The organism is Streptomyces sp. NBC_00459, assembly GCF_036013955.1.
Taxonomy (GTDB): domain Bacteria; phylum Actinomycetota; class Actinomycetes; order Streptomycetales; family Streptomycetaceae; genus Streptomyces.
The window spans coordinates 4,805,426-4,829,155 of sequence record NZ_CP107903.1 but is presented as its reverse complement, the minus strand read 5'-3'; the positions used below and the strand labels follow the sequence as shown (position 1 = coordinate 4,829,155).

Annotated in this window: 18 protein-coding genes; 9 read left to right on the top strand and 9 right to left on the bottom strand. The window is 72.3% G+C overall.

Annotation, left to right across the window (positions count from 1 at the left end; all coding sequences use genetic code 11):
• The first annotated feature begins 225 nt into the window (after positions 1–225).
• Positions 226–2,304, top strand: coding sequence for a PhoX family protein (locus OHN74_RS21110; protein ID WP_327696121.1), 2,079 nt, complete (start codon positions 226–228; stop codon positions 2,302–2,304).
• Positions 2,305–2,332: 28 nt separating this feature from the next.
• Here OHN74_RS21110 and OHN74_RS21105 read toward each other — a convergent pair whose 3' ends face one another.
• Positions 2,333–3,283 carry a LysR family transcriptional regulator gene (locus OHN74_RS21105; RefSeq protein ID WP_327696120.1) on the bottom strand — a complete coding sequence of 317 codons (951 nt, stop codon included), beginning with the start codon at positions 3,281–3,283 and terminating at the stop codon, positions 2,333–2,335.
• A 200-nt stretch (positions 3,284–3,483) separates the two neighbouring features.
• On the opposite strand from OHN74_RS21105, the gene snpA reads away from it, so the two are divergent.
• Positions 3,484–4,140, top strand: a complete 657-nt coding sequence (snpA, locus tag OHN74_RS21100; RefSeq protein ID WP_327696119.1) for a snapalysin — start codon at positions 3,484–3,486, stop codon at positions 4,138–4,140.
• Between the two features lie 83 nt (positions 4,141–4,223).
• Here snpA and OHN74_RS21095 read toward each other — a convergent pair whose 3' ends face one another.
• On the bottom strand, positions 4,224–6,173 hold the full coding sequence (locus OHN74_RS21095) for an FUSC family protein (protein ID WP_327696118.1): 1,950 nt from the start codon (positions 6,171–6,173) through the stop codon (positions 4,224–4,226).
• Between the two features lie 39 nt (positions 6,174–6,212).
• Complete coding sequence (locus OHN74_RS21090; protein ID WP_327696117.1) at positions 6,213–7,040, bottom strand: alpha/beta fold hydrolase; 828 nt, start codon at positions 7,038–7,040, stop codon at positions 6,213–6,215.
• Positions 7,041–7,135: 95 nt separating this feature from the next.
• On the opposite strand from OHN74_RS21090, the gene OHN74_RS21085 reads away from it, so the two are divergent.
• Positions 7,136–8,494 (top strand): aminotransferase-like domain-containing protein, encoded by a 1,359-nt coding sequence (locus tag OHN74_RS21085; protein ID WP_327696116.1) that lies wholly within the window; start codon positions 7,136–7,138, stop codon positions 8,492–8,494.
• Here OHN74_RS21085 and OHN74_RS21080 read toward each other — a convergent pair.
• Complete coding sequence (locus OHN74_RS21080) at positions 8,400–9,329, bottom strand: hypothetical protein (protein WP_327696115.1); 930 nt, start codon at positions 9,327–9,329, stop codon at positions 8,400–8,402. The genes OHN74_RS21085 and OHN74_RS21080 overlap by 95 nt on opposite strands.
• Positions 9,330–9,472: 143 nt before the next feature.
• On the opposite strand from OHN74_RS21080, the gene OHN74_RS21075 reads away from it, so the two are divergent.
• Positions 9,473–9,934, top strand: coding sequence for an SH3 domain-containing protein (locus OHN74_RS21075; RefSeq protein ID WP_327696114.1), 462 nt, complete (start codon positions 9,473–9,475; stop codon positions 9,932–9,934).
• A gap of 28 nt (positions 9,935–9,962) precedes the next feature.
• Here OHN74_RS21075 and OHN74_RS21070 read toward each other — a convergent pair whose 3' ends face one another.
• Positions 9,963–10,394 carry a hypothetical protein gene (locus OHN74_RS21070; RefSeq protein ID WP_327696112.1) on the bottom strand — a complete coding sequence of 144 codons (432 nt, stop codon included), beginning with the start codon at positions 10,392–10,394 and terminating at the stop codon, positions 9,963–9,965.
• A gap of 102 nt (positions 10,395–10,496) precedes the next feature.
• Here OHN74_RS21070 and OHN74_RS21065 point away from each other — a divergent pair, with 102 nt between their 5' ends.
• A complete protein-coding gene (locus OHN74_RS21065; RefSeq protein WP_327696111.1) occupies positions 10,497–11,723 on the top strand; it encodes a PP2C family protein-serine/threonine phosphatase in 1,227 nt (408 codons plus the stop codon).
• A gap of 88 nt (positions 11,724–11,811) precedes the next feature.
• On the top strand, positions 11,812–13,248 hold the full coding sequence (locus OHN74_RS21060; RefSeq protein WP_327696110.1) for a hypothetical protein: 1,437 nt from the start codon (positions 11,812–11,814) through the stop codon (positions 13,246–13,248).
• 16 nt (positions 13,249–13,264) lie between these two features.
• On the opposite strand, the gene OHN74_RS21055 is transcribed toward OHN74_RS21060, so the two are convergent.
• Positions 13,265–14,203, bottom strand: coding sequence for an NADP-dependent oxidoreductase (locus tag OHN74_RS21055; protein ID WP_327696109.1), 939 nt, complete (start codon positions 14,201–14,203; stop codon positions 13,265–13,267).
• Positions 14,204–14,293: 90 nt separating this feature from the next.
• Between OHN74_RS21055 and OHN74_RS21050 the strand changes: the two genes are divergently transcribed.
• The gene (locus OHN74_RS21050; protein WP_327696108.1) at positions 14,294–15,229 is read left to right on the top strand and encodes an AraC family transcriptional regulator; all 936 of its coding nucleotides are present in this window, start codon (positions 14,294–14,296) and stop codon (positions 15,227–15,229) included.
• Between the two features lie 45 nt (positions 15,230–15,274).
• Here OHN74_RS21050 and OHN74_RS21045 read toward each other — a convergent pair whose 3' ends face one another.
• Positions 15,275–16,579 carry an amidohydrolase gene (locus tag OHN74_RS21045; protein WP_443060422.1) on the bottom strand — a complete coding sequence of 435 codons (1,305 nt, stop codon included), beginning with the start codon at positions 16,577–16,579 and terminating at the stop codon, positions 15,275–15,277.
• 112 nt (positions 16,580–16,691) lie between these two features.
• Between OHN74_RS21045 and OHN74_RS21040 the strand changes: the two genes are divergently transcribed.
• On the top strand, positions 16,692–17,495 hold the full coding sequence (locus OHN74_RS21040; RefSeq protein ID WP_327696106.1) for a mechanosensitive ion channel family protein: 804 nt from the start codon (positions 16,692–16,694) through the stop codon (positions 17,493–17,495).
• 113 nt (positions 17,496–17,608) lie between these two features.
• Here OHN74_RS21040 and OHN74_RS21035 read toward each other — a convergent pair whose 3' ends face one another.
• The gene (locus OHN74_RS21035) at positions 17,609–18,406 is read right to left on the bottom strand and encodes an NPP1 family protein (protein ID WP_327696105.1); all 798 of its coding nucleotides are present in this window, start codon (positions 18,404–18,406) and stop codon (positions 17,609–17,611) included.
• 249 nt (positions 18,407–18,655) lie between these two features.
• Between OHN74_RS21035 and OHN74_RS21030 the strand changes: the two genes are divergently transcribed.
• Positions 18,656–22,435 carry an nSTAND1 domain-containing NTPase gene (locus OHN74_RS21030; protein WP_327696104.1) on the top strand — a complete coding sequence of 1,260 codons (3,780 nt, stop codon included), beginning with the start codon at positions 18,656–18,658 and terminating at the stop codon, positions 22,433–22,435.
• Here the strand turns inward: OHN74_RS21030 and OHN74_RS21025 are convergent.
• A complete protein-coding gene (locus OHN74_RS21025; RefSeq protein ID WP_443060421.1) occupies positions 22,428–23,654 on the bottom strand; it encodes a glycoside hydrolase family 64 protein in 1,227 nt (408 codons plus the stop codon). The genes OHN74_RS21030 and OHN74_RS21025 overlap by 8 nt on opposite strands.
• Positions 23,655–23,730 lie beyond the last annotated feature (76 nt).

Sequence of the window (23,730 nt, the reverse complement as noted above, 5' to 3'; positions counted from 1 at the left end):
GGCGGGCGTCAAGGGCGCCACTCCGCCAACCTCGCGCCCCGCCCCCCGGCAGGCGTCGGACGGGCTTGCGGCAGGTTCCGTCCGCATCTTCCCCGCACCTCAACACCCTTACCGCTCCGACGGGTTCACCCTCCGTTCATCTGGCGTCCCCACCGGCGCACTCCCGCCCGCCTAGCGTCACGCTGACACCAAAGGCACGTATAGGGACACCATGGGGAGAGTAAAGTGCGCAAGCTGCTGCCGTTGATCGGATCGTCGTCCGGATCGCATCCTGGCGGCCGGTCCGCGATGACCTGCCGTTTCCGGTGTGGTGACGCCTGCTTCCACGAGGTTCCCAACACCAGCGCCAACGAGTACCTCGGCGATGTGATCGCCGGCGCCCTCAGCCGCCGTTCCGTGATGCGTGCCGCCGCCGTCGTCACCGTGGCCACCGCGGCCGGTACCGCCGCGAACGTCGTCGGCGCCGAGAGCGCGGAAGCCGCCACCGGCGCTTCCCATCACCCTCACCCCTCCCGTCCCTCCCACTCCTCCGTGCCGCGTGGTCTGCGTTTCACTCCCGTCGCGCCCAACACCGCCGACGCCGTGACCGTCCCCGGCGGCTATGGCCAGAACGTCGTCATCCGCTGGGGCGAGCCCATACTCCGTGGAGCCCCCGCCTTCGACCCCGAGAAGCAGACCGCCGCCGCGCAGGCCGGCCAGTTCGGGTACAACAACGACTTCCTCGCCCTGCTCCCGCTGCACGGGAACCAGAAGCTCCTGGTCGCCAACCACGAGTACACCGACGAGATCCTGATGTTCCGCGGCTACGACGCCGCCAACCCCACCCGCGAGCAGGTCGAGGTCGCCTGGGCCGCGCACGGTCTGTCGGCAGTCGTGGTCGAGGGCGACCGGCGTACCGGCAAGCTCACCCCCGTACTCCGCCACCCGCTCAACCGCCGGGTCACCGCCACCACCGAGTTCCGGATCACGGGACCGGCCGCCGGGTCCACGCTGCTCAGGACCTCCGCCGACCCGACCGGGCGCAAGGCCCTCGGCACGCTCAACAACTGCTCCGGGGGGACGACCCCCTGGGGGACCACGCTCCACGGCGAGGAGAACTTCAACCAGTACTTCGCCAATGCCTCCCGCGACACCGACAAGCGGTACGGCATCGGCACCGGCGCCACCGAGCGCAAGTGGGAGCGGTTCGACAAGCGGTTCGATGTCGCGCAGGAGCCCAACGAGGTCCACCGGTTCGGGTATGTCGTCGAGTTCGATCCGTACGATCCCTCCTCCACGCCCCGCAAGCACACCGCCCTCGGACGCTTCAAGCACGAGGCCGCCACCATCCGGCTGACCTCCGACGGGCGGCCCGTCGTCTACACCGGTGACGACGAGCGCTTCGACTACTTCTACAAGTTCGTGAGCAGCAAGCGGATGCGGCACGGGGATTCGCGGTCCGTCCGCGAGCACAACCTCTCCCTCCTCGACGAGGGCACGCTGTACGTCGCCAAGCTCACCGGTGACTCCCCCGCCATCGAGATCGACGGGAGCGGGAAGCTGCCCGCCGACGGTGAGTTCGACGGCAGCGGTACGTGGATCCCGCTGGCGACCGCCACCGCCAAGGGTGCCGTCTCGCACGTCGACGGCATGACCGCCGAGGAGGTCTTCGTCTTCACGCGGCTCGCCGGGGACAAGGTCGGCGCCACCAAGATGGACCGGCCCGAGGACATCGAGCCCAACCCGGTCACCGGCAAGGTCTATGTCGCCCTCACCAACAACACCAACCGTGGCAAGGCCGGCTTCGCCGCCGCCGACGAGGCCAACCCGCGCAACTCCAACAAGCACGGGCAGATCCTGGAGCTGACCGAGCGGTGGAACCGGGCCGAGAGCACCTCGTTCGCCTGGTCGCTCTTCCTCGTCGCCGGTGACCCCAAGGACCCCGCCACCTACTTCGCGGGCTTCCCGAAGGACGACGTCAGCCCGATCTCCTGCCCGGACAATGTCGCCTTCGACCGCCACGGCAACCTGTGGATCTCCACCGACGGTTCCCAACTCGGCTCCCACGACGGCCTGTTCGGCGTCGCGACGAAGGGGGCGCGGCGCGGTGAGCTCAAGCAGTTCCTGACCGTGCCGACCGGCGCCGAGACGTGTGGTCCGGTCATCGGGGAGCGGCAGGTGCTCGTCGCCGTGCAGCACCCGGGCGAGATCGACGGCGCCTCGGTGGAGAAGCCCGCCAGCACGTGGCCCGACGGACCCGGCAAGATCGTCCGTCCGGCGGTCGTCGCCGTGTGGCGTACGGACGGCTGCGACATCGGCGTCTGAGCCGGTCGGTTCGGAGAGCAGCTCACGGTTACGGGAGTGCTGGGACAGTGGCGGTCGCTTCGGCGTCGGCGCTCTGTCCCAGCCACTCCCGGTATGCCGGGGCCTGTCTCGCCACCTCCTCGTACGCCTCCGCCAGCGCCGGATGCACCCCGTCCAGTTCCGCCTCCGTACGGGCCGCCAGCAGCAGCCGTACGCCGAGCGGGTCGCCGTGCAGTCGGCGTACGGCCATCTCGGGGCGCGGCAGACAGGTCGCCTGGCAGACGGCGATGACCTCGCCGGTCGCTACCAGCGAGGCCGTGGTGTGGTAATCGCCGTGCAGGACACGGGGGTTGAGGCCGGCGGTGTGCAGCATGCGCAGTACGGCGTCGAACTCGCCGTCGACCGTCTCGTCCACCATCCAGCGGTCGCCGGCCAGCTCTGAGAGGTGGACCACCGGTCTCGCGGCGGCCGGATGGTCGGCGGGCAGGGACACGAACTGGGGTTCCCTGTCGACCAGTACGCGCAGGCGCAGGCCGTCCGGGACGCGGAGCGGGCAGCCCTCCACCTCGTGCACGAACGCCACGTCCAACTGGCCGTCGGCGACCATGCGCAGCAGCGCGTTCGCGGAGACGTCCATGCGGAGGGTCGGTTCCTGCCGGTGCTGACGGAGTCGGCGCAGCCAGCCCGACAGGGCCCGGCTGGCCGTCGAGCCGATGCGCAGTTGCGGTCCGTCCACCGCGGCGGCCCGCGCCTCCGTGACCAGTGAGCGCATCTCCGCCACCAGGGGCCGGGCCCGGCTCAGGACGACCCGGCCGAGCGGCGTCGGACGGCAGCCGGCCCGGGTGCGGGTGAACAGCGCGCCGCCCAGCTCCTGCTCGATGCGGCGCAACTGGGTGCTCAACGAGGGCTGGGCCACGCCCAGTTGGCGGGCGGCCCGGTGCAGGCTGCCGGTGTCGGCGATGGCGCACAGCGCCCGAAGGTGCCTCACCTCTAGCTCCATGCGACCGGCTCCGCGTCGCGAATCATGCGCATGCACATGTCCATGCCATCGCAGCCTAAGCCGGATCCGTGCGTTCCGACAGACGCACAAAGGCGGTGATAGGGCCGAGCTATCACGACTTGCCATCATCACAGCCGCCGCACAGCCGCCGACACTCACGGTACGACCGACTGACTCACCCCCCACTCAAGGAGTCATCGATGAGAAAGCCCATCTCCGGTGCCGTGGCGGCGGCGTTAGGCCTCGGCCTGGCAACTCTCGCCCTCGGTACGGCAGTTCCCGCTTCCGCCGCACCCGAGCCCGCGACCACCGCGGCCACCGCGAAGGTCGCGTACGCAGGATCGGCCGAGGAAGCCGCCGCCAACAAGGCGTTCTTCGAGGCCGTACTGAAGTCCGTCGCCGAGAAGCGTGCCGCCGCCCCGCGCTCGGCCGCCGCCGTCACGGTCGTCTACAACGCGTCCCGCGCGCCCTCCTTCAGCGCCGAGATAGCCCGCTCCACCTCGATCTGGAACAGCTCGGTGACGAACGTGAAGCTACAGGCGGGCACCGCGTCCGCCGCCGACTTCACCTATCGCGAGGGCAACAGCTCCCAGGGCTCGTACGCCTCCACGGACGGCCACGGCAGCGGGTACATCTTCCTCGACTACGCACAGAGCGACCAGTACGACCCGACGCGCATCACCGCGCACGAGACAGGTCATGTGCTCGGTCTGCCGGACCACTACTCCGGCCCGTGCAGCGAGTTGATGTCGGGCGGCGGTCCCGGCACGTCCTGCACCAACGCCGTCCCGAACACGACCGAACGCTCCCGCGTGAACCGGCTGTGGGCCAACGGGCTCGCGGCGGCACTGCGCTAGTCACGCCCCAGCAGCCCCCACCCCCCACAGGCGCGGGCCGTCCCTCTGCACAGGGGCGGCCCGCGCCCCCCTTCGCCTCGCGCCTACTTCTGCGGTGACGTGACCGCCCTCGCAGCCGCCACCTCCTGCCGCAGCGGCTCCAGCACGCTGTTCGCCGGTCCGCTGAGGTCCGTGCGCACCGCGTACAGCGTCTCGACGCGGCGCAGCCCGTCCGACAACTCCCGCAACTGGACGACGACATGGGCGATCTCGGCATCGGACGGCGGCTCGGCGCCCTGCTTGATGTGGACCCGGGCCGCCGTCGTCGCGTCGACGATGCGTTCCACCGCGACGACCAGGGGCCACCAGGCCGCCGCCCGTCGTCCGGTGGGCGGCGGTTCGGTCAGGGCCCGCTGGAACTCCGTACGGACGACGGAGAGATCGCGGTACAGGCGCCGTCGCATCCGTGCCCGTGCCGCGCCCTCGGTGTCCGGGCGGAACGCCGAGTCCACATAGCGGGCCGTGTCCGCGACCGCGTCGGCGAGACGGTCGCCGACGCGGGTGTGCCAGCTCTCGGGCCAGAGGAGATAGCCCGCGACGAGCGCGATTCCGCAGCCCATGAGGGAGTCGAGGAGCCGGGGCAGCAGCAGGGCCGCGCCCTGGTGGTTGAGGACGTCGGAGAGCAGGAGGATCACCGGGGTGATGGCGGCCGTCTGGTAGCCGTAACCGCGTGGCGTGAACGCCGGGATCAGCGTGGCGAGGAGAAGGACCACGGGCACGTCCCACCAGCCGCGCGGCACCTGGACGAGCACCGCCGCCGCGATCACCAGCCCCGCGACCGTGCCGAGGGCGCGCAGCAGCGCCCGGGAGAAGACGGAGCCGAAGTCGGGCTTCAGGACGAAGGTGATGGTCAGCGCGACCCAGTACGACCGTGGCACCGGGACGGTCGACACCAGCACCTGCGCGAGGCCGATGCACAGCGCGAGGCGCAGTCCGTAGCGCCAGGAGTCGCCGGACAGTACGACGTCCCGGGCCGAGTGGACGGCGCGGGCGCGCAGGGTGGCGGGCCGGCCGAGGCGGTCGTCGTCGGCGATGGCGGTACGCAGGTCGGGGGAGCGGCTGCCGACCACGTCCGCGGCATGACGCAGCGCCTGTTCGACGGCGCGGGAGGTGTGGTCGGCCGGGGCGGGGATGTGCAGCCCGGTCGGGCCGGTGTAGCCGGTCTCGACGGCGTCGGCGAGGTGGCGGACCGCCTCCGGGACCTCGGGCGGCAGCGGGCGGCCGGCCTGGTGGGCGGCGGGGGCGGCCTCGATGACGGGGGTGATGGCGTTCAACTGGGCGAGCAGGCGCACGAGTTCGGGGCTGCGGCCGTGGTGGCGGGCGCGCCGGGCGAGGACGAGGTCGTACGACTTGTTGAGGGACTGGGTGACGGCGTACCGGGCGTCCTCGTAGCCGTCGGTGGTGCCGGCGGCGAGCAGTTCGGCGACCGTACGGTAGGTCTGCGCGACCGCCGCCCGCTCCGGCACCCCCGATCGCAGCGGCCAGGCGAGCAGGGCCAGGGCCAGCACCAGCAGCCCGCCACCGGACATCAGCGCCGGCGCCAGCCACCAGGCTCCCGGCAGTGGCAGCCCCGCCCCGATCACCGAGTTGAGGAGCAGCAGCAGTCCGGAAACGGAGGCCACCGCGCCGATCGTCGAGATCATCCCGGAGACGAGGGCCACGCCGGTGACGACGGCGACGGCGGTCCAGCCCTGGCCGTACACGAGCGAGCCGAGGGTGACGCCGAGGGCGCCGAAGAGCTGGGGGATCGCGATGTTGAGGATGCGCATCCGGTACGCGTCGGCGGTGTCCCCGATGACGCCCGAGAGGGCGCCCATGGAGGCCAGAGCGCCGTAGGCGGCGTGGCCGGTGGCGAGGCCGACGGCCAGGGGCAGCGCCATGGCGATGGCGGCGCGGGCCACTGCGGGGCGGTTGACGGGAGGGGCCGGCTGGGGCCGGAGATTCCGCACCAGCCAGTCGGGAGGTGTGAGGCCGATGGGGAACTCGCGGGGCATGGCCCCATTATCGCCGTACACCGGTGCGTCCCGGCGAGCTCATCCGCGCTGGTGGAAGGCGGGGTCGAGGTCGATCCTGGTCGCCAGGAAGTCGGCCAGGGCCTTGTTGAACTCCGCCGGGCGTTCCAGGTTGGGCATGTGGGCCGACTTCTCGATCACGTGGAGCGTGGAGTCGGGGAGGGCCGCGTGCATGGCCTCGGCGTCGGAGACCGGGGTGTAGGTGTCGTCGGCGCCCACGATCACCAGGGCCGGGACGGTGAGCCTGGTCAGCAGGGGGCGGTAGTCGGGGCGCAGGGCCCGGCCCCTGAGGGCTGCCGCCGCGCCCCGGGGGTCCGTGGCCGTCATCATGCGGTGGACGTGGGCCCTGACGCTCGCGTCGGCGTAGGGGGCCACCATCTTGTCCAGGACCTCGTCGGCGTACCCGCGCATGCCTTCGGCGAGCAGGCGGTCCGCCGTCGCGTTCCGGGCGAGGTGGCCCTCCGGTGTCTCGGGCGCGGGGAAGGTGTCGGCGAGGACCACGCCCCGGACGCGCTCCGGGAACCGGTCGCAGTACTCCATGACGATCTGGCCGCCCATCGACAGCCCGGCGAGCACGCACGACTCCACCCGCGCCTCGTCGAGCAACTCATCGATGTCCTGCGCGAACCGCGAGAGCGGGGTGGCGGCGTCGACGGCCGCCGGGGAGGCGCCGTAGCCGCGCAGGTCGGGGGCGATGACCCGGCGGGTGGCCGAGAACGCCTCGACCTGCGGGTTCCACATCGTGTGGTCGAAGGGGTGGCCGTGTACGAGGACGAGAGGGATGAGAGGGGTGATGGGTGCAAAGGGTGTGAGGGGTGTATTAGGGGTAATCGGGTTGAGAGGGGGCATGTGGACGACTCTAGATCGGCTCAACTCCTCGGTGCAATAAGATCTTTGCTCTCGGTGCAATGCGCGAGAACGAGTACGGGGGACCAGGGGAACCAATGGACGACTACCGACGCCTCGCCGACCGGATAGCCGACGACATCGCCACCGGACGGCTCCGCCCCGGTGAACGGCTGCCTCCGCAACGGGCGTTCGCGCGCCGGCGCGGGATCGCCGGGTCGACGGCCGGGCGGGTGTACGGCGAACTCGTGCGGCGCGGACTGGTCGTCGGCGAGGTCGGACGCGGCACGTTCGTCCGGGCCGCGCCGCCCGAGCCGGGCGGGCGCGCGCTCGCCGAGCCGGCGCTGAGCGACAGGGCCACCGCGGTCAACATGGAGCTCAACTACCCTTCCGCGCCCGGCCAGTCGGAGCTGCTCGCCCCGGCGCTCGCGCCTCTTCTGCGGCCCGACGTGCTCACCGAGGCGCTGCGCCCGGCGGCCGCCACCGGTACCGCCGAGGCCAGGGCGGCGGTCGCCGGGCTGCTCGCCACCCCGGGCTGGCGGCCCGACCCCGACGGCGTCCTCTTCACGGGCAACGCCCGGCAGGCCGTCGCAGCCGCCCTCGCCTCCCTGGTCCGTCCGGGCGGCCGGGTCGGCGTCGAGGCGCTGACGTACCCGCTGGTCAAGGAGATCGCCGTCCGTCTTGGCATCACCCTCGTGCCCCTCGCCATGGACCGGGACGGCCTGTGCCCCGACGCCCTCGCCGCCGCCCATCGCACCGCTCCCCTGTCCGCGCTGTACGTCCAGCCGACGCTGCACAACCCGACGTCGGTGACGATGGGCGAGCAGCGGAAGCGCGAACTCGCGGGTGTGGTCAGGGAGTCGGGCGTACCGGTGGTGGAGGACCGGATCTGGTCGTTCCTCAGGGACACGACGGACTCGGGAGAGCCCCTGGCCGCCCATGTTCCCGAACTGGCCCATGTCGTCGACGGGTTGTCCAAGCGGGTCGCGCCCGGACTCACCGCGGGCTTTCTCGTCGTACCGCCGGACCGGGCGGAAGCCGTGGCGGCGGCCGTGCGGTCGGGTGGGTGGAGTGCGGGGCGGTTCGCGCTGGAGGCCGGGGTGCGGTGGGTCGAGGACGGGACCGTGGCACGGCTCGTCGCCGCCAAGCGGCTGGACGCGGCGCGTCGACAGCGGCTGGTGGCACATGAGTTGGCGGAGTTCGGAGGCACCCTGCGGTCGGATCCGTACGCCTACTACGCCTGGTGGGAGCTGCCCGCGTCCTGGCGGGCGGACACCTTCACGGCCGCCGCCGCGGTGCACGGCATCGCCATCACACCGGGGGACACCTTCGCCGTGGGACCGCAGCGGGCGCCGGACGCCGTCAGACTCGGGCTCGCGTCGGCGCCGGAAGCGGACTTGGCCCGGGCACTGCGGACGCTCGCCGCGATCGCCCGGCGCGGCCGTACCGGTCGGTGACCCACATACCGAGGGCGACGGCCAGGCCGAGGGCGAGGAGCAGCCAGGAGACCGTGCGGAGGGTGGCCGTCAGGGCGTCGTAGACGGCGCCCGCGGCGGGCGCGGAGACGCCCGGCGGCAGGTCGGCGAGGGTCAGACGGCGGGCGATCATGAGCGCGACACCGAGCAGCGCCCCGCCGAGCGCCGTGCCGAGCGCGGTCGCCGTGATCGCCCGGCGGCGCCGGACGGCGAGCGCGATCCCGGCGACGGCGAGGACGCCGGCCGTCACCGGAAGCCAGAAACCGGCGACTTCGAGCACGCGAAAACCCTTCCGGAGCGGTACGAGATCCTGCGCCGGCAGAACCGCGACCTCGGTGTGCGCGACGGGGATGTGGCTCGCCAACGGCACGTGGTCGGCGGTGAGTTGACGCTTGACCTGGGCGGTGACGGGGGCGAGGTCGATGGTGACGGCGCCCTCGCCGCCGTAACCGCCATAGGTGCGGCGGTCGTTTCGCAGGGCGTGCAGCACGGCCTCGTGGGTGGCGCGGTTCGCCGTGTCCCAGGCTGCGCGGAAGGCCTCGGTGCGGGTGAACGAGTGGACCGCGTCCTGCACGAAGTGGTTCACGGTGCCTTCGAGCGGGCCCACGTCGACAGCGTGCACGATCCCGGCGCCGACGTTGTCCGCGATGGCGTCCTGGACGTACGGGTTCTCGGCGAGCGGCGCCATCGTGGTGACGTACCGGCCGGTGTCGGCGAGCCCGTACGCCGCCCAGGCCGAGAGCGCGCCGAAGGGCAGCAGAAGGCACGCGAGGGCGGTGAGGACGGCCGACAGGACGCTCCGGAGACGGTGAGGCACCCCTCCAGGCAAGGGCCCGGAGGGGGGAAACGCGAGCCCGTTGACTGCATATGGGCGTGCTGGACAAGCCTCCGAGGTGGAGCCTCCGGTGGAGCGTTCACCCGAACGGGTGTTTCCTGGTTTTGGGGAGAAGGAGGCCGACCATGCGCACCACTCCGGCCCTGCGGACCCTGACCGCGGCCCTGTTCACCGGCGGGATCCTGGCCGCCGTACCCGTAGGCACGGCGATGGCGGCAGCGCCGGCCGGCTCCGACGGCTCCGGGGTCCGGGGCACCGTCGTCTCCGTCGGCGAGCTGAACCTGAGGCAGCAGCCGACCACCGACTCGCCCGTCGTCGGGCGGCTGGCGCCGGGCAGCCACGGCCGCGTCGAGTGCTCGGTCGTCGGACAGACCGTGCGCGGGAACCCGCACTGGTACTGGCTGCCAGGCGTCGACGCCTGGGCGAGCGCCGTCTTCGTCGACACCGGAGGCCGGCCGGTGCCCAGGTGCGCCGACCCGTGCCCGGAGTGGAAGGACGACAGCCACGGTCACGGCCACGACCACGGGAACGCCTCGGGGACGTGGAGCTTCACCTGGAACGTCACCTGGAGCGTCACCTTCGGCTGAGTCCGGCTTCGGCCGGGTCCGGCCCGGATCAGCCCACCCGGTGGCCCGCCGCGTCCTCGTGCGTGTAGTAGCGGTAGAACAGCACCGCGGACACGGACGCCGCGACCGCCACCGAGTTGCCGCACGACCGCAGCACACTCGCCCCGGTCTGGCTGTACAGGAACCCGAACGCGACCCCGGCGAACGCGCCCCACGCCACCGCGTGCGACTCCCGCCTCAGTCGCGGCGCCACCGCCCGTACGCCGACCAGCACCACCATGAACGCCAGCGCGCTCACGAAGCCGAAGAGGACGTTCCAGCCGGTGATGGGACCGCCGTCGCGCCGGTTGGCCGCGGCCCAGAAGCCGTAGACCAGCCCGAGCACGACGGGCAGCGCCCGGTTCGCGGCCAGATGGGCCCGGGCACTGAAGATGTCGGGAAACCCGGCCTTGCCGGGGATGCCGGACGTTGTCTGAGCCATGAGAGTGTTCCTCTCTCTCCTCGCCCCCCGCCCTCCAGAGCACACCTGGAGAGGTCCCCTGGCAAGTCGACAGCGGTGACCGGCCGTGTTTCGCTGGGTTCCATGAAGCCGGTGGGCCCGGTGGGTCTGGGCACGGAGGAGGGGCCCGCCTTCTCGTCGCCCCTCTCCGCCGGGCGCGGTGTCGGCTGGGTGCCGCCGCTGGTGCTGCTCATCGGGATCGCGGTCCTCGACTGGAACACCACCGGCGAGTTCCGGATCATCTCCTGGATCGTGCTGGTGCCCGGGATCGCCGCCGCGCTCTGCCGGGTGGCCGGCACCGTCGTCTTCGCCGTCCTGTCCCTCGGCACCTATGTGTTCGTCGACGGTGCGTGGCCGCACCAGTACCAGACCGGGCTGCCCGACTTCATCCTCGTCGCCCTCGGCGGGGTGCTCGCCGTCCTGGCCTGCGTGGTCCGGCTGCGCGGTGAGCGGCGCATGCTGCACATGCGGGACGTCGTCGAGACCACCCGTCGTACGGTGCTGCGTCCGCTGCCACCGGGCTGGGGCGGCCTCGACCACGCGGCGGTCTATCTCGCCGCCGACGCCGTCGCCCGGGTCGGCGGCGACTTCTACGACATCCAGCCGGGCCCGCACGGCACCCGGGTCCTCATCGGTGACGTCCAGGGCAAGGGGCTCGCCGCGGTCGAGGCGGCGGCGGCCCTGCTCGGCACGTTCCGGGAGGCCGGATACCACGAACCGGCGCTCGCGTCGGTCGCGGAACGCCTGGAGGTACGGATGATGCGGCACATCCGCTACCGGGCGGCCGTCGGCCGGGACGACGGCGACCGGTTCGCCACGGCCGTCCTCATCGGCTTCCCCGAGGAGCGGCGGGCGGCTGCCGACGGGCTCGGCGTCGAGGTCGTGGTCGAGGTCGTCAACTTCGGTCATGAGCCTTCCCTGATCGTGTCACCCGAGGGGGTACGGAGCCTGCCGCCGGGGGACGGACTCCCGCTCGGGCTCAGCGAGTTGACCTCGGGCGCCGGCGGGCTGCCGTCCGTGGTCCGGGTGCCGCTCGGCGCCGCGGAGACCCTGCTCCTCGTCACCGACGGTGTCACCGAGGCCAGGGACGCCGACGGGACCTTCTTCCCGCTGCGCGAACGGGTCGCCGACGCCGTCGCGCAGGATCCGCGCACCGCCGATCCGGGGCGGCTGGTGGCGTTCGTACGGGACGGCACGCTGCGGCACTCCGGTGGGCGGCTGGCCGACGACACGACGGTGTTCGCGGTGCGTGCGGCGGACGGTCCGGCGGAGGGTGCGGCTGACCCCGGGTCAGGTAAAAGCCGCGCATAGGGGGCCATAGCCGTACCGCCAATCCCCCTTCGCAGTCGCACCGGTTACGGTGCTGCCTAGGGAAGTGACGGACGTGAGGGGAGGGACCATGGCTGGGGCAACGGGTTCGATCGGCTCGACGACCGGGACCGCGCTGCTGCTCGCCGCCTCGCCCGTGGGCAAGGGCTGTCTGGTGGACGCGGCGTCCGTGCTGCCCGTTCTCGCCGCCGTCTCCCCCGCCGTGCTGGCCGGCACCGACACCGCGAACGTCGTCGAACTCGCCGATCCGCTGGAGCCGCAGGCCGTTCTCACCCGGCTGCGTGCCGCCGCGGTGTCCCCCGGTCCGCTCACCGTGTTCCTCACCGGACAGCTCCAACTCGACCGCAAACAGCACCTTCCGCATCTCGCGCTGGCCCGCACGACTCCCTCCACGGTTCGCTACACGGCGTTCCCCTGGCACTGGATCGCCGAGGAACTGCGGTTGCGGGCACCGGGGACGACGACCCTGTTCCTCGACCTGCACGCCGATGCCGCCGCGTGGCAGTACGTCACGGGGCGGGCGTTCGCCGCGGGGCGAGGGGTGAGCGTGTACGGGAGGGTGGCTCCGCCGCCGCCCCGGCGGGCCGTGGCCGTCCCGACGTACATGAAGACGGTCGCGACGATTCTGCGCAGCGGCTACCGGCCCGAGGCCGGGCGGTTGCACCAGCAGGCGCTCGGGCGGTTGTCGTCGGAGGGGGCGGCTTACGGGGATGTGGTGCTGGCGTGGGACGCGGTGTCCGGGGGTGGGGTGAACACCGGGTCGGTCTCGCCCCAGCCGCCCCTACCCGTCCCGTCTCTGGGGGACGCGCCCCCAGACCCCCGCTCTCGGCCTGAACGGCCTCGTCCTCAAACTCCCCCAGAGGGACCCCCGGACGGGCTGGGAACGCCGGTCGGCGCCGAAGAGGTCTCCCGTCCAGCGGAGTTGGCAACCCCGGCCAAGCCGCCGGCCCCGGTTCACCGGGAGGCCCCGGTTCGACCGGCGGTCCCAGCGCAACAGGCAGCCCCGGTCGCAGAGGCACCGCGGCGGCTCGCCCTCGTCAAGGACGGTGATCCGCACTCCTTCATCACCTCCGCCGTGCAGGCCGGACGGCACGGGGACGCCGACGCGTTGGCCGCCCAGTGGGAGCAGGCCGCCTCCAGGGCGTACGGGGTCGCTTCCGAGGAGGCGTTGCACTGGACCGAGGTGCGGGCCGATCTCGCGATGTTCGCCGGGGACCCGGCCCGGAGCTGCCGGACCTGGCTGACCGTCGCCGACGCGCGGCTCGGGGCCGGGCAGGCGTCGGACACGCCTGCCGTCGAGGCGGCCGTCGACCGGGCCCACCACCAGTGGACGAGCCTCGGCGAGAGCGCCGACGCGCGTGAACTCGGGCCGGTGGTCGTCGAGTTGCGACGCCGGGTGCCGGGCCGGCGAGAAGGGGCCGTACGGCATGCCGAGCGGCAGTTGGAGAGGCTGGCGAGGCTGGAGAAGTCGGGGAAGGCGCTGACCGCCCAACGCGTACCCGGTTAGGTTCGGCCGCCCGGCCTCAAGGGACGATGACGACCTTGCCCCGGGTCCGGCCGGCCTCACTGAGACGGTGGACGTCTGCGAGGTCGCTCAGCGGGCGCGACTCGCTGATGTCGATGGCGACCGTTCCCGCCTCGACGAGTTCAACGAGCGCCGCCAGTTGCGCCGTATCGTTGCGGGCGACCATGTGCGTCGCGGTGACCCCGGCGTCGGCGGGTGTCTCGACCGGGGTCGCGATCGAGACGATACGCCCGCCCGGTCGCACCAGAGGTGCCAGCGACGCTGCGTCCGACGGGCTCAGATGGACCAGATTGAGCAGGGTGTCCACCGGACCGTCGAGCGACGCGCCCACCGGCCCCGCGGTGTAGTCGATCACATGGTCCGCGCCCTGCCGCCGGACCACCTCGGCGCTTCGGGCACCGGCCGTGGCGATCACCTCGGCTCCGGCATGCTTCGCGAGCTGCGTCACGAAGCCGCCGATGCCGCCGCCCGCACCATTGACCAGCACCCGGTGACCGGCGGCCACCTTCCCGTGCTCGAAGACCGCCTGCCACGCGGTCAGGCCGGCGAGGGGAAGAGCCGCAGCGTTCACGAGAGGGACGGTGTCCGGCACCGCGACCAGCACGGCCACGGGCGCCCGTGCGTATTCCGCGGCGGCTCCGCTGTCGAGCCACCCGATGACCCGGTCGCCGACGCCGAACCCCCGCGCTCCCGCGCCGATCTCGGCCACGGTGCCGGCGACGTCCCAGCCGAGCGTGTAGGGCAGGTCGACGGGGAGGAACGCCTGCAGCATCCCGGCGCGCAAGGCGGCCTCGGTGGGATTGAACGAGGTCGCGGCGACACGGACGAGCACTTCGCCGAAGGCGGGTCGAGGGCGCGGCACGGTGTCGTGGCGGATCACGGACGCATCGCCGAATTCATGGACACGCGCGGACCTCATCATCGTCGTGATCGTCATGCTGCGGAATCTACGACCGCACACGGAGACGATCCATGTTCCGGAGCGCCCGGTTCATACGTGAACGTCTCGCATACGTACGCTCGGCGCATGGATGTGCTCAGCGACGTGATCACAGTGACGCGCACCGGCCGCTCCCGGTCGGCGTACGTGCGGTGGCATGCCCCGTGGAGACAGGAGTTCGCCTCCGTCCCGGGGTCGGCGGGTTTCCAGGTGATCCTCCAGGGTTCCTGCTGGCTGCTTCGTCCGGAGGCGGAGCCCGTCCGACTGGGCGCGGGTGACGTGGTGTTCGTTCCCCACGGCCGTGGCCACACCCTGGCCGACAGCCCGGACACCCCGGTGACGGACCCTCCCTGCGGCCCCGCCGACGACCAACCGTCCGGCACCTTCGCCTCCGACACCGTGGACCGGAGCGGCGACGACGGCCCGGTCACCGTGGTGCTCTGCGGGGCCTGCCAACTCGATCCGTCCCGCACCCACCCGTTGTTGCTGACCCTTCCGGACCTGATCCACCTGCCGGCGCGAGCGGGCCGCCATCCCGAACTGAGCGCGGCCGTGCAGCTGCTGGCCGCAGAGGTGGAGAACCCGCGTCTGGGCACGGACGCGGCCGTTCCCGCACTGCTCGACGCGCTCCTGCTCTACATCCTGCGCATCTGGTTCGACGGACAGTCCGCCCTGGGCAGCACCACCGGATGGGCTGCCGCACTCAACGACCCCCCGGTCACCGCCGCCCTCCACGCCGTTCACCGGGACCCGGCCTCGCCGTGGACCGTGGCGACACTCGCCGCGGAAGCCGGACTTTCCCGGGCCGCGTTCGCCAGACGCTTCGCCCTGCTGGTCGGTCAACCGCCCCTCGGCTACCTGACATGGTGGCGGATGACCACGGCAGCGCGCCTGCTGCGGACATCGGACGCACCCTTGAGATCCATCGCCGCCCAGGTCGGCTACACGTCCGAGTTCGCCTTCGCCAACGCGTTCCGACGAACACACGGAACCGCACCCGGAACGTTCCGGCGGAGGAGCTGAATCCGCCGGAGCGAGTGTGTCGGATCCCCCGGGTGCGGATCCAGGTCAGCCGACTGACAGTTCGCCCCGCGCCGCCCCCGGCGACAGCACGGTCAACGCCCCCGACACCAGCGTCCGCACCCCCGGTGCGATCGTCGACAGGTCCGGTGCGAACAGTGGGCTGTGGTTGCTCGGTACCGCCGCGAGCCTCGTCATCAGGTCGTCGCCGCCCTCCGCCGCGTTCCACACGTCCCCCGGTGTGGTCGTGACGAACCAGTAGGAGTACGGGAGTTGCTCCACCGCCAGGTGGGCGAAGTCCTCGCTGCCCATGGCCGGGCCGGGATCGAAGACCGTGCCCGCGCCGAAGACCTCCCGGTGCACGGAGGCCACCCGCTCGTCGAGCGTCGCGTCGTTGACCGTCACCGGGAAGGCCGCGCCGATCCGTATCTCCGGCTCGCGCGGGCAGCCCGCCGCCAGGCACTCGCCCTGGGCGATACGCCTGACGGAGGCCAGCATGCGGTCGCGTATGTCGTTCGACTGGGTGCGCAGGTTCAGGCCGATCCGGGCAGTCGCCGGGATGATGTTGTGCCGGGTGCCCGCCTCGAACACGCCGACCGTCAGGACGGCGGAGTCGCGGGCCGCGATCTCGCGCGAGACGACCGTCTGGAGGCGCGTGACGATGTGCGCGGCCGTCACCACCGGGTCGACCGTCGTCTCGGGGCGGGAGCCGTGCCCGCCCCGGCCGTGTACGACGATGTCGACGTCCGTCGACGCCGACATGATCAGGCCGGGGACGTGCGGGTAGAGGCCCGTGGGGCCGGGCGCCGCATGCTGTCCCAGCAGCGCGTCCGGGCGCGGGAAACGCTCGTACAGGCCGTCCGCCAGCATCGCCCGCGCGCCCTCGCCCGTCTCCTCGGCGGGCTGGCCGACCAGCACCAGCGTGCCGTTCCACGCGTCCCGGCCCGCTGCCAGGGCCTGGGCCGCCCCCGCCAGCCAGGTCACGTGCAGGTCGTGACCGCAGGCGTGCATCACACCGGGGACCGTGGAGGCGTACGGCAGGCCGGTCTCCTCCGGCACCGGGAGCGCGTCCATGTCGGCGCGGAGCAGGACTGTCGGCCCGTCGCCGTTGCGCAGGACGCCCACGACGCCCGTGCCGCCGACGCCCTCCGTCGTCTCGTAGCCGGACTTCCGCAGGGCCTGGGCCAGCCGGGCCGCCGTGCGGTGTTCCGCCAGGGACAGTTCCGGGTGGCGGTGCAGGTCGCGGTAGAGGTCCTCCAGGGCCGGGACCGGGAGGTCGGCGGTGAGGTCGAGCGCGGTGCGGGCGGCGGGAGAGGTCGGAGAGGTCACGGGGGCAGCGTATGTCTCCGACATGGGGGACCGGTCACTCGTTCGGCCGCGCACCCACGGCCGCCGGCGGCCGTCGCTGATATCCACGAGGGAGGGGGCCGGTAGCACCTGATCACCTACCGAAGGAAGACCATCCATGGCCACCACCACCCGTGTCGGCAGCGGCACCAGTCTCGCCATCGACTTCACCCAGGGTCTCGACGACGCCTGGACGAAGATCGCCACGTTCGTGCCGAAATTCGTCGCGTTCCTCGTCATCCTGGCCATCGGCTGGTTCGTGTCGAAGCTGATCGCCCGTGTCCTGGACCGGGTCCTGCGCAAGGTCGGTTCGGAGCGACTGGCCGAACGGGCGGGTACCGCACGGTTGTTGCGGGACTCCGCGTACGACCTGACCGGGATCGTCTGCAGGATCGTCTACTACGCGCTGATGCTGATCACGCTCCAGCTGGCGCTCGGTGTCTTCGGCACCAACCCGGTCAGCACGATGATCAACGGCATCGTGGCCTGGCTGCCGCGCGGCATCGTGGCCGTGGTCCTCATCGTCGTCGCGATGGCCATCGCCAACGCCGTGCGCGGGATCGTCGCCGGTGCGCTCTCGTCCGTGTCGTACGGGCGTACGGTCGCCACCGTCGTCTGGGGCTGCATCCTGGCGCTGGGCGTCATCGCCGCCCTCGGCCAGGCGGGCATCGCCCGTGACGTCACCCGGCCGGTGCTGTACGCGGCGCTCGCCGTGGTCGTCGGCATCCTGGTCGTCGGGGTCGGCGGCGGCATGATCGCGCCGATGCGGCAGCGCTGGGAGCGGATGCTGACGGCGGTCGAGCGGGAGACCGTCACCGCCAAGGGAAGCGTCAGCGCCTACCAGGCGGGCCGCGCCGACGCCCTCGGCAACCAGCCGGTCCGCGAACGGACCGACCTGCCGCCAGGTACGAACGACATGTAGTCGGTACGGAGGAGGGGTGCCGCCGGTGGGACGGCGCGGGGGAGCTCTGGTCCCACCGGCGGCTGCTCAGGACGGCCCGGGTCTCATGGACCCGGGTGTCACGGACCCTGGTGTCAGAACGCGGGGATGGCCGCCGCGGCGCGGCTGTCGGCGTTCCGGGCCTTGTTGATGTTGCTCTGGAGGTTGCCGGTCAGCGGGAAGTTGGCGTCGCCCCACTTGGAGTTCCACAGCGCGTTGCGCGGTGCGTCGGCCATGTTCTCCATGGTGACCAGGGCCGGCCGGTCCCAGCCGCCGTCGCCCCAGGCGTGCGCCACCTCGTCCCACTTGGCGAAGCGGAAGGCGTGGGTGCTCGCGCCGTCCTTGTGGTAGACGATCTTGACGCGGTTGCCGTCCATCGGCACCTCGTTGATCGGGTGGGTGCTGTAACCGCCGTGCCGGGAGGCCGCGAGGTAGCTGGGACGCTCGTCGCCCTGCTTCTGGAAGACGACGACGGACTCCCAGTCGTGGCGGTGACCGAAGGCGTCGGCGCCGTTCAGCGTCTGGTCCTTCTCGAAGTAGAGCCCGTACACGTACGCGCACCAGCCGTTCTTGCACCAGCTCTGCGAGTACGTGTTCGCCTTGCCGAGGTGGTCGGTCCGGCAGCCGCCGGTGATCGACCCGCTGTTGTTGAGACCGCCGTTGAGCTTGCCGCTCGCGTCGACGGCAGCCGCGGGGAAGCAGCTGTCCGTGTCGTAGTCCCAGAGCGGCTGGTACTTCTTCTGGAAGGTACTCGCGTTCTCCGCCAGGGGAGTAAGGATCGCGGCGGACGCGCTCGTCGAGATTCCGACGGTCAGGGCGCCGGCGCTGACCGCGACGAGCGCGGCCCGGCCGATACGGGACGTCCTGTTGCCGTGCGTGGATGCCTTGAACATGTGCGGGTGCTCTCCACTTGGTCGTGCCGGGAATACGGCTCGGTCGTGCCGTGAAGTCCGGCGTGGCGGGACCGACACTGGCACCCGGAAAGTTGACTGGCACCCCTCTCGCCGGGCCGTTCAATTCCGTCGCCGGGAGTTCGTGTTCACCGCCCCGACCGTTTTCTTTCTGAACAGGTATGGCGCTCGGACCGTTTTTCCCTGTGATGTGGCTCCTGTGCGGTACGGGAACCGGGGAGGGTGGAGCTCATGGGGCGTCCCGAGAGACCTTTGGACCCACAGGCCGGTCCCGTGCAGCGGTTCGCCCATGAACTGCGGGAGTTGCGGCGGACGGCGGGCGGACCCTCGTACCGGCTGATGGCCGAGACTGCCGGGTTCTCCGCGGCGACCCTGTCCGAGGCGGCGCGCGGGGAACGGCTGCCGTCGCTCGCGGTGGTCCAGGGGTACGTCCGGGCGTGCGGGGGCGACCCGGGCGAGTGGGAGCCGCGCTGGAAGGACGCCGAGGACCAGGTCGCGTCCGCGGCCCGGGGCGACGACGGTGAGGCCGCGGCGCCGTACCGGGGGCTGGCCCCCTTCGAGCAGGGCGACCGGGAGCTGTTCTTCGGGCGCGACGGACTGGTCGGCGAACTCCTGCGGCTGGTGCGGGAACACCGGTTCGCGGTGGTGTTCGGAGCGTCGGGGAGCGGGAAGTCGTCGCTGCTGAGGGCCGGGCTGATACCCCGCCTCAGGGAGGAGTGCGACACCGTCCGGGAGCAGCCCGGCCCCGCCGTGCTGCGGGTCTTCACGCCGGGCGAGCGGCCCGCCGGGACATACGGACATCTGCTGGCCCCGAAGGAGGGCGAGCCGGAGAGCTGGGTGGTGGTCGACCAGTTCGAGGAGATCTTCACCCTGTGCCACGACCGGGCCGAGCGGGCCCGGTTCGTCGACCTCCTGCTGGCCGCCCGGGACCCGGACAGCCGACTGCGTGTACTCGTGTCCGTACGGGCCGACTTCTACGCCCGCTGCGCCGAGCACCGGGAACTGGCGGCCGCGCTCGGCGGGTCCGGGCTGCTGGTCGGGGCGATGACGGCGGACGAACTGCGGGAGGCGGTGACCCGGCCTGCGGCTGCCGTCGGGCTGCTCGTGGAGCGGGAGCTGACCGCGCGGATCGTCGAGGAGGTCCTCGACCGGCCGGGCGCGCTGCCGATGCTGTCGCACGTGCTGCTGGAGACCTGGCGGCGGCGCCGGGGGCGGCTGCTGACGCTGGCCGCGTACGAGGCGGCGGGCGGTGTGCGCGGGGCGATCGCGGCGAGCGCGGAGGAGGTGTACGGGCAGTTGACCCCCGCCCAGGCGCGCACCGCCCGGCAGTTGCTGCTGCGGATGGTCGAGCCGGGGCAGGGCGGCGCGCACACCCGGCGCCCGCTGACCCGTGCCGAACTGGCCGAGTCGGCGACCGACCACCAGGTGCCCGTGGTGGTGGAACGGCTGGCCCGCGCCCGGCTGCTGACCGTCGACGAGGTCGGTGTCCAGCTCGCGCACGAGGCGCTGATCACCTGCTGGCCGAGGCTGCGCGACTGGATCGAGGCGGACCGGGAGTGGCTGAGCCACCATCGGCGGCTGGCCGAGGAGACCCGGCTCTGGCTGGAGCACGACCGCGACCCCGGTGCGCTGGTCCGGGGCAGCAGACTGGCCCGCGCCGAGGAACTGTTCGCCGGTGAGCCGGACGAGGAACGGGGCGGGCTCACCCCGCCCGAGCGGGAGTTCCTCGACACCGCGCTGGCGGCCCGCGTGGCGGAGTCCCGGGCCGCCGCCCGCGCCACCAGGCGCTCGCGCGTCCTGGTCGCCGCACTGTCCGCGGTACTGGCGGTGGCCCTGACCGGTGGGCTGGCCGCCTGGCACCTGAGCGTCGACAACGTGCGCCAGCGCACCGACACCGCCGCGCGCCGGGTCGCGGACATCGCCGACGCGATGCGGACGACCGACCCGCGCACCTCGATGCTGCTGAGCGTCGCCGCCTGGCGCATCTCCCCGCTGCCCGAGGCCCGCCGGGCGCTGCTCGGCTCCCTCGCCCAGCCGGAACACGCGGTCTTCACCGACCCGGCGCCGGGCGACGGTCCGACCCGATTCCTCGCGGACTCCGGACGCACGCTCCTCAGCGTCGACGGCCGCACCTGGCGGACCTGGAACGTGGTCGCCGCCCGCCCGATCGCCTCCGGCCGGCTCCCGGGCGGCAAGGTGGTCGCGGCCGGTCCCGACGCCCGGGTCCTCGCGGTCGCCGGTGACACCGGCATCCGTCTGTGGGACACGGCCACCGGCCGCTGGACCGGCGACCCGCGCCTTCTCCCCTTCACCTCCGTCACCGACATCGCGGCGGGTGCCTACGTCGTGAGCGGCATCGACGACGACCGGGTACGGCTGCGGTCCCTCACCGACGGCGGAGTGCTGTTCGAGGAACGGGTGGCGGGCGGCCTGGTGACCCCGGCCGTGAGCGCCGACGGCCGTCTGGTCGCGGTCTGCCCGGCGGGCGGCTCCCCGCAGGTCCGGGACATCGCCCGCCACCGCACCCTGCCCGGCTCCTGGGACCGGGCCCACGGCCTGTGCGACGAGGCGGAACGGACGGCTCTGGTGTTCGGCGCCGACGGCGACCGGCTCGCCGCGCTCTCCGAGTCCGGCGTGACGGTGTGGGACACCGCCTCCGCCCGCGAGGTCGCCCACCTCGCCGAACCGGGCGCGCAGCGGGCCGCGTTCACCCCGGACGGCGCCTTCCTCGCGACCGCCGACGGCGCCGAGATCAGGGTGTGGCGGCTGTCCGACCCGGCGGCCCCCGTGTTCCGGCACTCCCTCAACAACCAGCACCTGTACGGGATGTCCTGGGACCCCACCAGCCGGACCACCCTGCGCTACCTCGAAGGCGGCGCCGTCCACTGCCTGGAACTGGGCCCGGCGGTCACGCCCGCCTGGCGCGCGGACCCACTGACGGCGGTACGGGTGAGCCCGGACGCCCGTAGGTACGCCACCGCCCGGCTCGTCGACGGCCGCCACCGGTTCGAACTCCGGTCCACCTCCGACGGCCGCCTCCTGCGCACCCTCCCCGCCCCGCCCCCGCCCGTGTCGGCCGACCCCGCCGAGCCGGTTGTCCCGGAACACACGGTGGCCCTCCTCGCGTTCAGCCCCGACGGTCACGCGCTCTCGTACGGTGTCTCGGCGCCCGGAAGGGAGGCGGCCCCGCAACGCTTCACGGTCTGGGACCTGGCCCGGGACCGGCCCCGGGCGACCCTGGACCTCGCGACCTCCGGGTCCGCCGCCCCGGTGGTCGCCCTGGCCCTGGGCCCCGACGGCTCCACCCTGTACGCGGCCCGGACACCCGGCCTCGGCGATCCGACCGACGAGGCCTGGGACACCGGAACCGGCCGGAGAACCACCGTCCTCACCGGGCTCACCAGCACCCACCTGGCGGTGCGCCCCGACGGCGGCCTCATCGTCGGTGACAACCGCACCGCGAGCCTGTCCACGGACAGCACGGCCGCGAAGGTCGCCAGGAAGGGCCTCGTCCAGGGCGAACAGATCAGCGCCCTCGCCTTCGCCGCCGACGGTTCACGCATCGCCGCGGGCGACCTGACCGGCCGGGTCGCCCTGTGGGACGGGGAGTTGAGCGACCGTGCGGGCATCCTGCGCAACGTCTTCCCCGCTCCTCCGGGTGCGGAACCGGAACCGGAGGCGGTGAGCGCGCTGGCCGTCAGTCCCGACGGCGCCACCCTGGCCGTCGGGGGCGGCGCCGGCACCCTCCAGCTCTGGGACATCGCCACCCAACAGCGCCTGGGCGGCCCGCTGACCACACCGGGCGAGGAGATCGACTCGCTTGCCTTCAGCGCCGACAGCGGCACGCTGTTCGCGGGGAGCGGGCATGTCCCGCTCCAGCGGTACGCCGTCGACCCGGAACGTGCGGTCACCCTGGTGTGCGCGCGGGCGGGCAAGGGGGTGGACCTCTCGCTGGAGCAGTGGCGGACGTATGTGCCGGAGGTGGAGTACCGCCGGGTGTGCGTCAGTTGAACGGGTCGAGCGTGATGTACGCCGTCTGCGGGGAGCCGTCGTGGACCAGCGACTCGTGGTTGCCGACGTCGTCGAAGGCGAAGGCGTACGCCTTGCCGTCGGCCATCTGGGCGTGGATCTTCCTGGCGTAGTGGTTGGTCACCGTGTCCTGGTAGAAGCCCGCCGAACTCGTGTCGGGCTGGCTGGAGTTGGTCAGGAGGGTGGAGCGGTTGTAGCCGGCGCACAGGGTGCGGGAGATGGGGCCGCGCACCAGGTCGTTCGGTGCGTCCAGGAACTTGTGGCAGCCGAAGACGCTGTCGGCGTCGGGCTTCTGGAAGGTGGTGACGACCGCGCCGGAGCTGTTGGTGAAGTTCATGACGTTGCCGGAGACCCTGCCGTAGTACTTGGTGGCCGGCTGGTCCGCGAACGGTGTCACGGTCAGGGTGGAACCGGCGTACCTGCTCCACACGCGGTTGACGTAGTCGTCCATGACGGTGCTCGGCAGGGCGCCGGACTCGATGCCGTGGCCGGGGGAGAGGGCGCGCAGGATCGTGCCGTCGGACCGGGTCCGGACGAGGTTGGCCCAGCCGCCGGGCTGGCCCTTCAGGGCGTTGAAGAACCCGTTGTAGCCGCCCGCCTTGAGATGGCCGGTGTTCTTCACGGCGCCCGAGGCGTTCTTGACGCCGACGGCGTACGGGGCCGAGAACATGTCCACCTGTGTGCTGTTGATCCACAGGCCGGCGTCGTTCAGCGTGTACTCGGTCCAGTTGAAGAGGATGTTCGCGTTGGGGTCCGAGGGGTTCTGCACGGCAGGCTGCACGAGACCGCCGGTGGTCAGCCTGAAGACGAGCTTCTGGCCGTAGGAGAAGTAGACGCGGCCGGAGAACTTCGGCATCCGGAGCGTCATCGACTGTCCGTTGCCCGGCCCGGCGATCGACGCGTCGGGTGCCGGGGTCGGCGGGTTGCCGCCGGTGGGCCAGGCGTGGAAGGTGCCGTTCGCGTCGGCCCAGCCCTGCTGACCGGTCGAGAGCAGGGTGCCGATGTTGTAGACGTAGATCTGGTCGCCGCGCCCGGAGTTGTTCCTGAACTCCAGCGGGATGGTGGTGGGTACCGCGGCTTCGGCGCGGGACGGTGCGGGGCCCGCGACCGTGAGCCCCGTGGCGACGGCCGCGGCGGCGACCAGGGGTATCAGCGCGTTCCGTGTCCTCGGTGCCTTCCGTGCTTTCTGTTCGGCAAACACGTTCGTCCTCCTCGTGTCGCTTGCCCGTCGTTTTCCTGAGAGCGCTCTCAGGCTGCTCCCGTGAACGGAACACGTC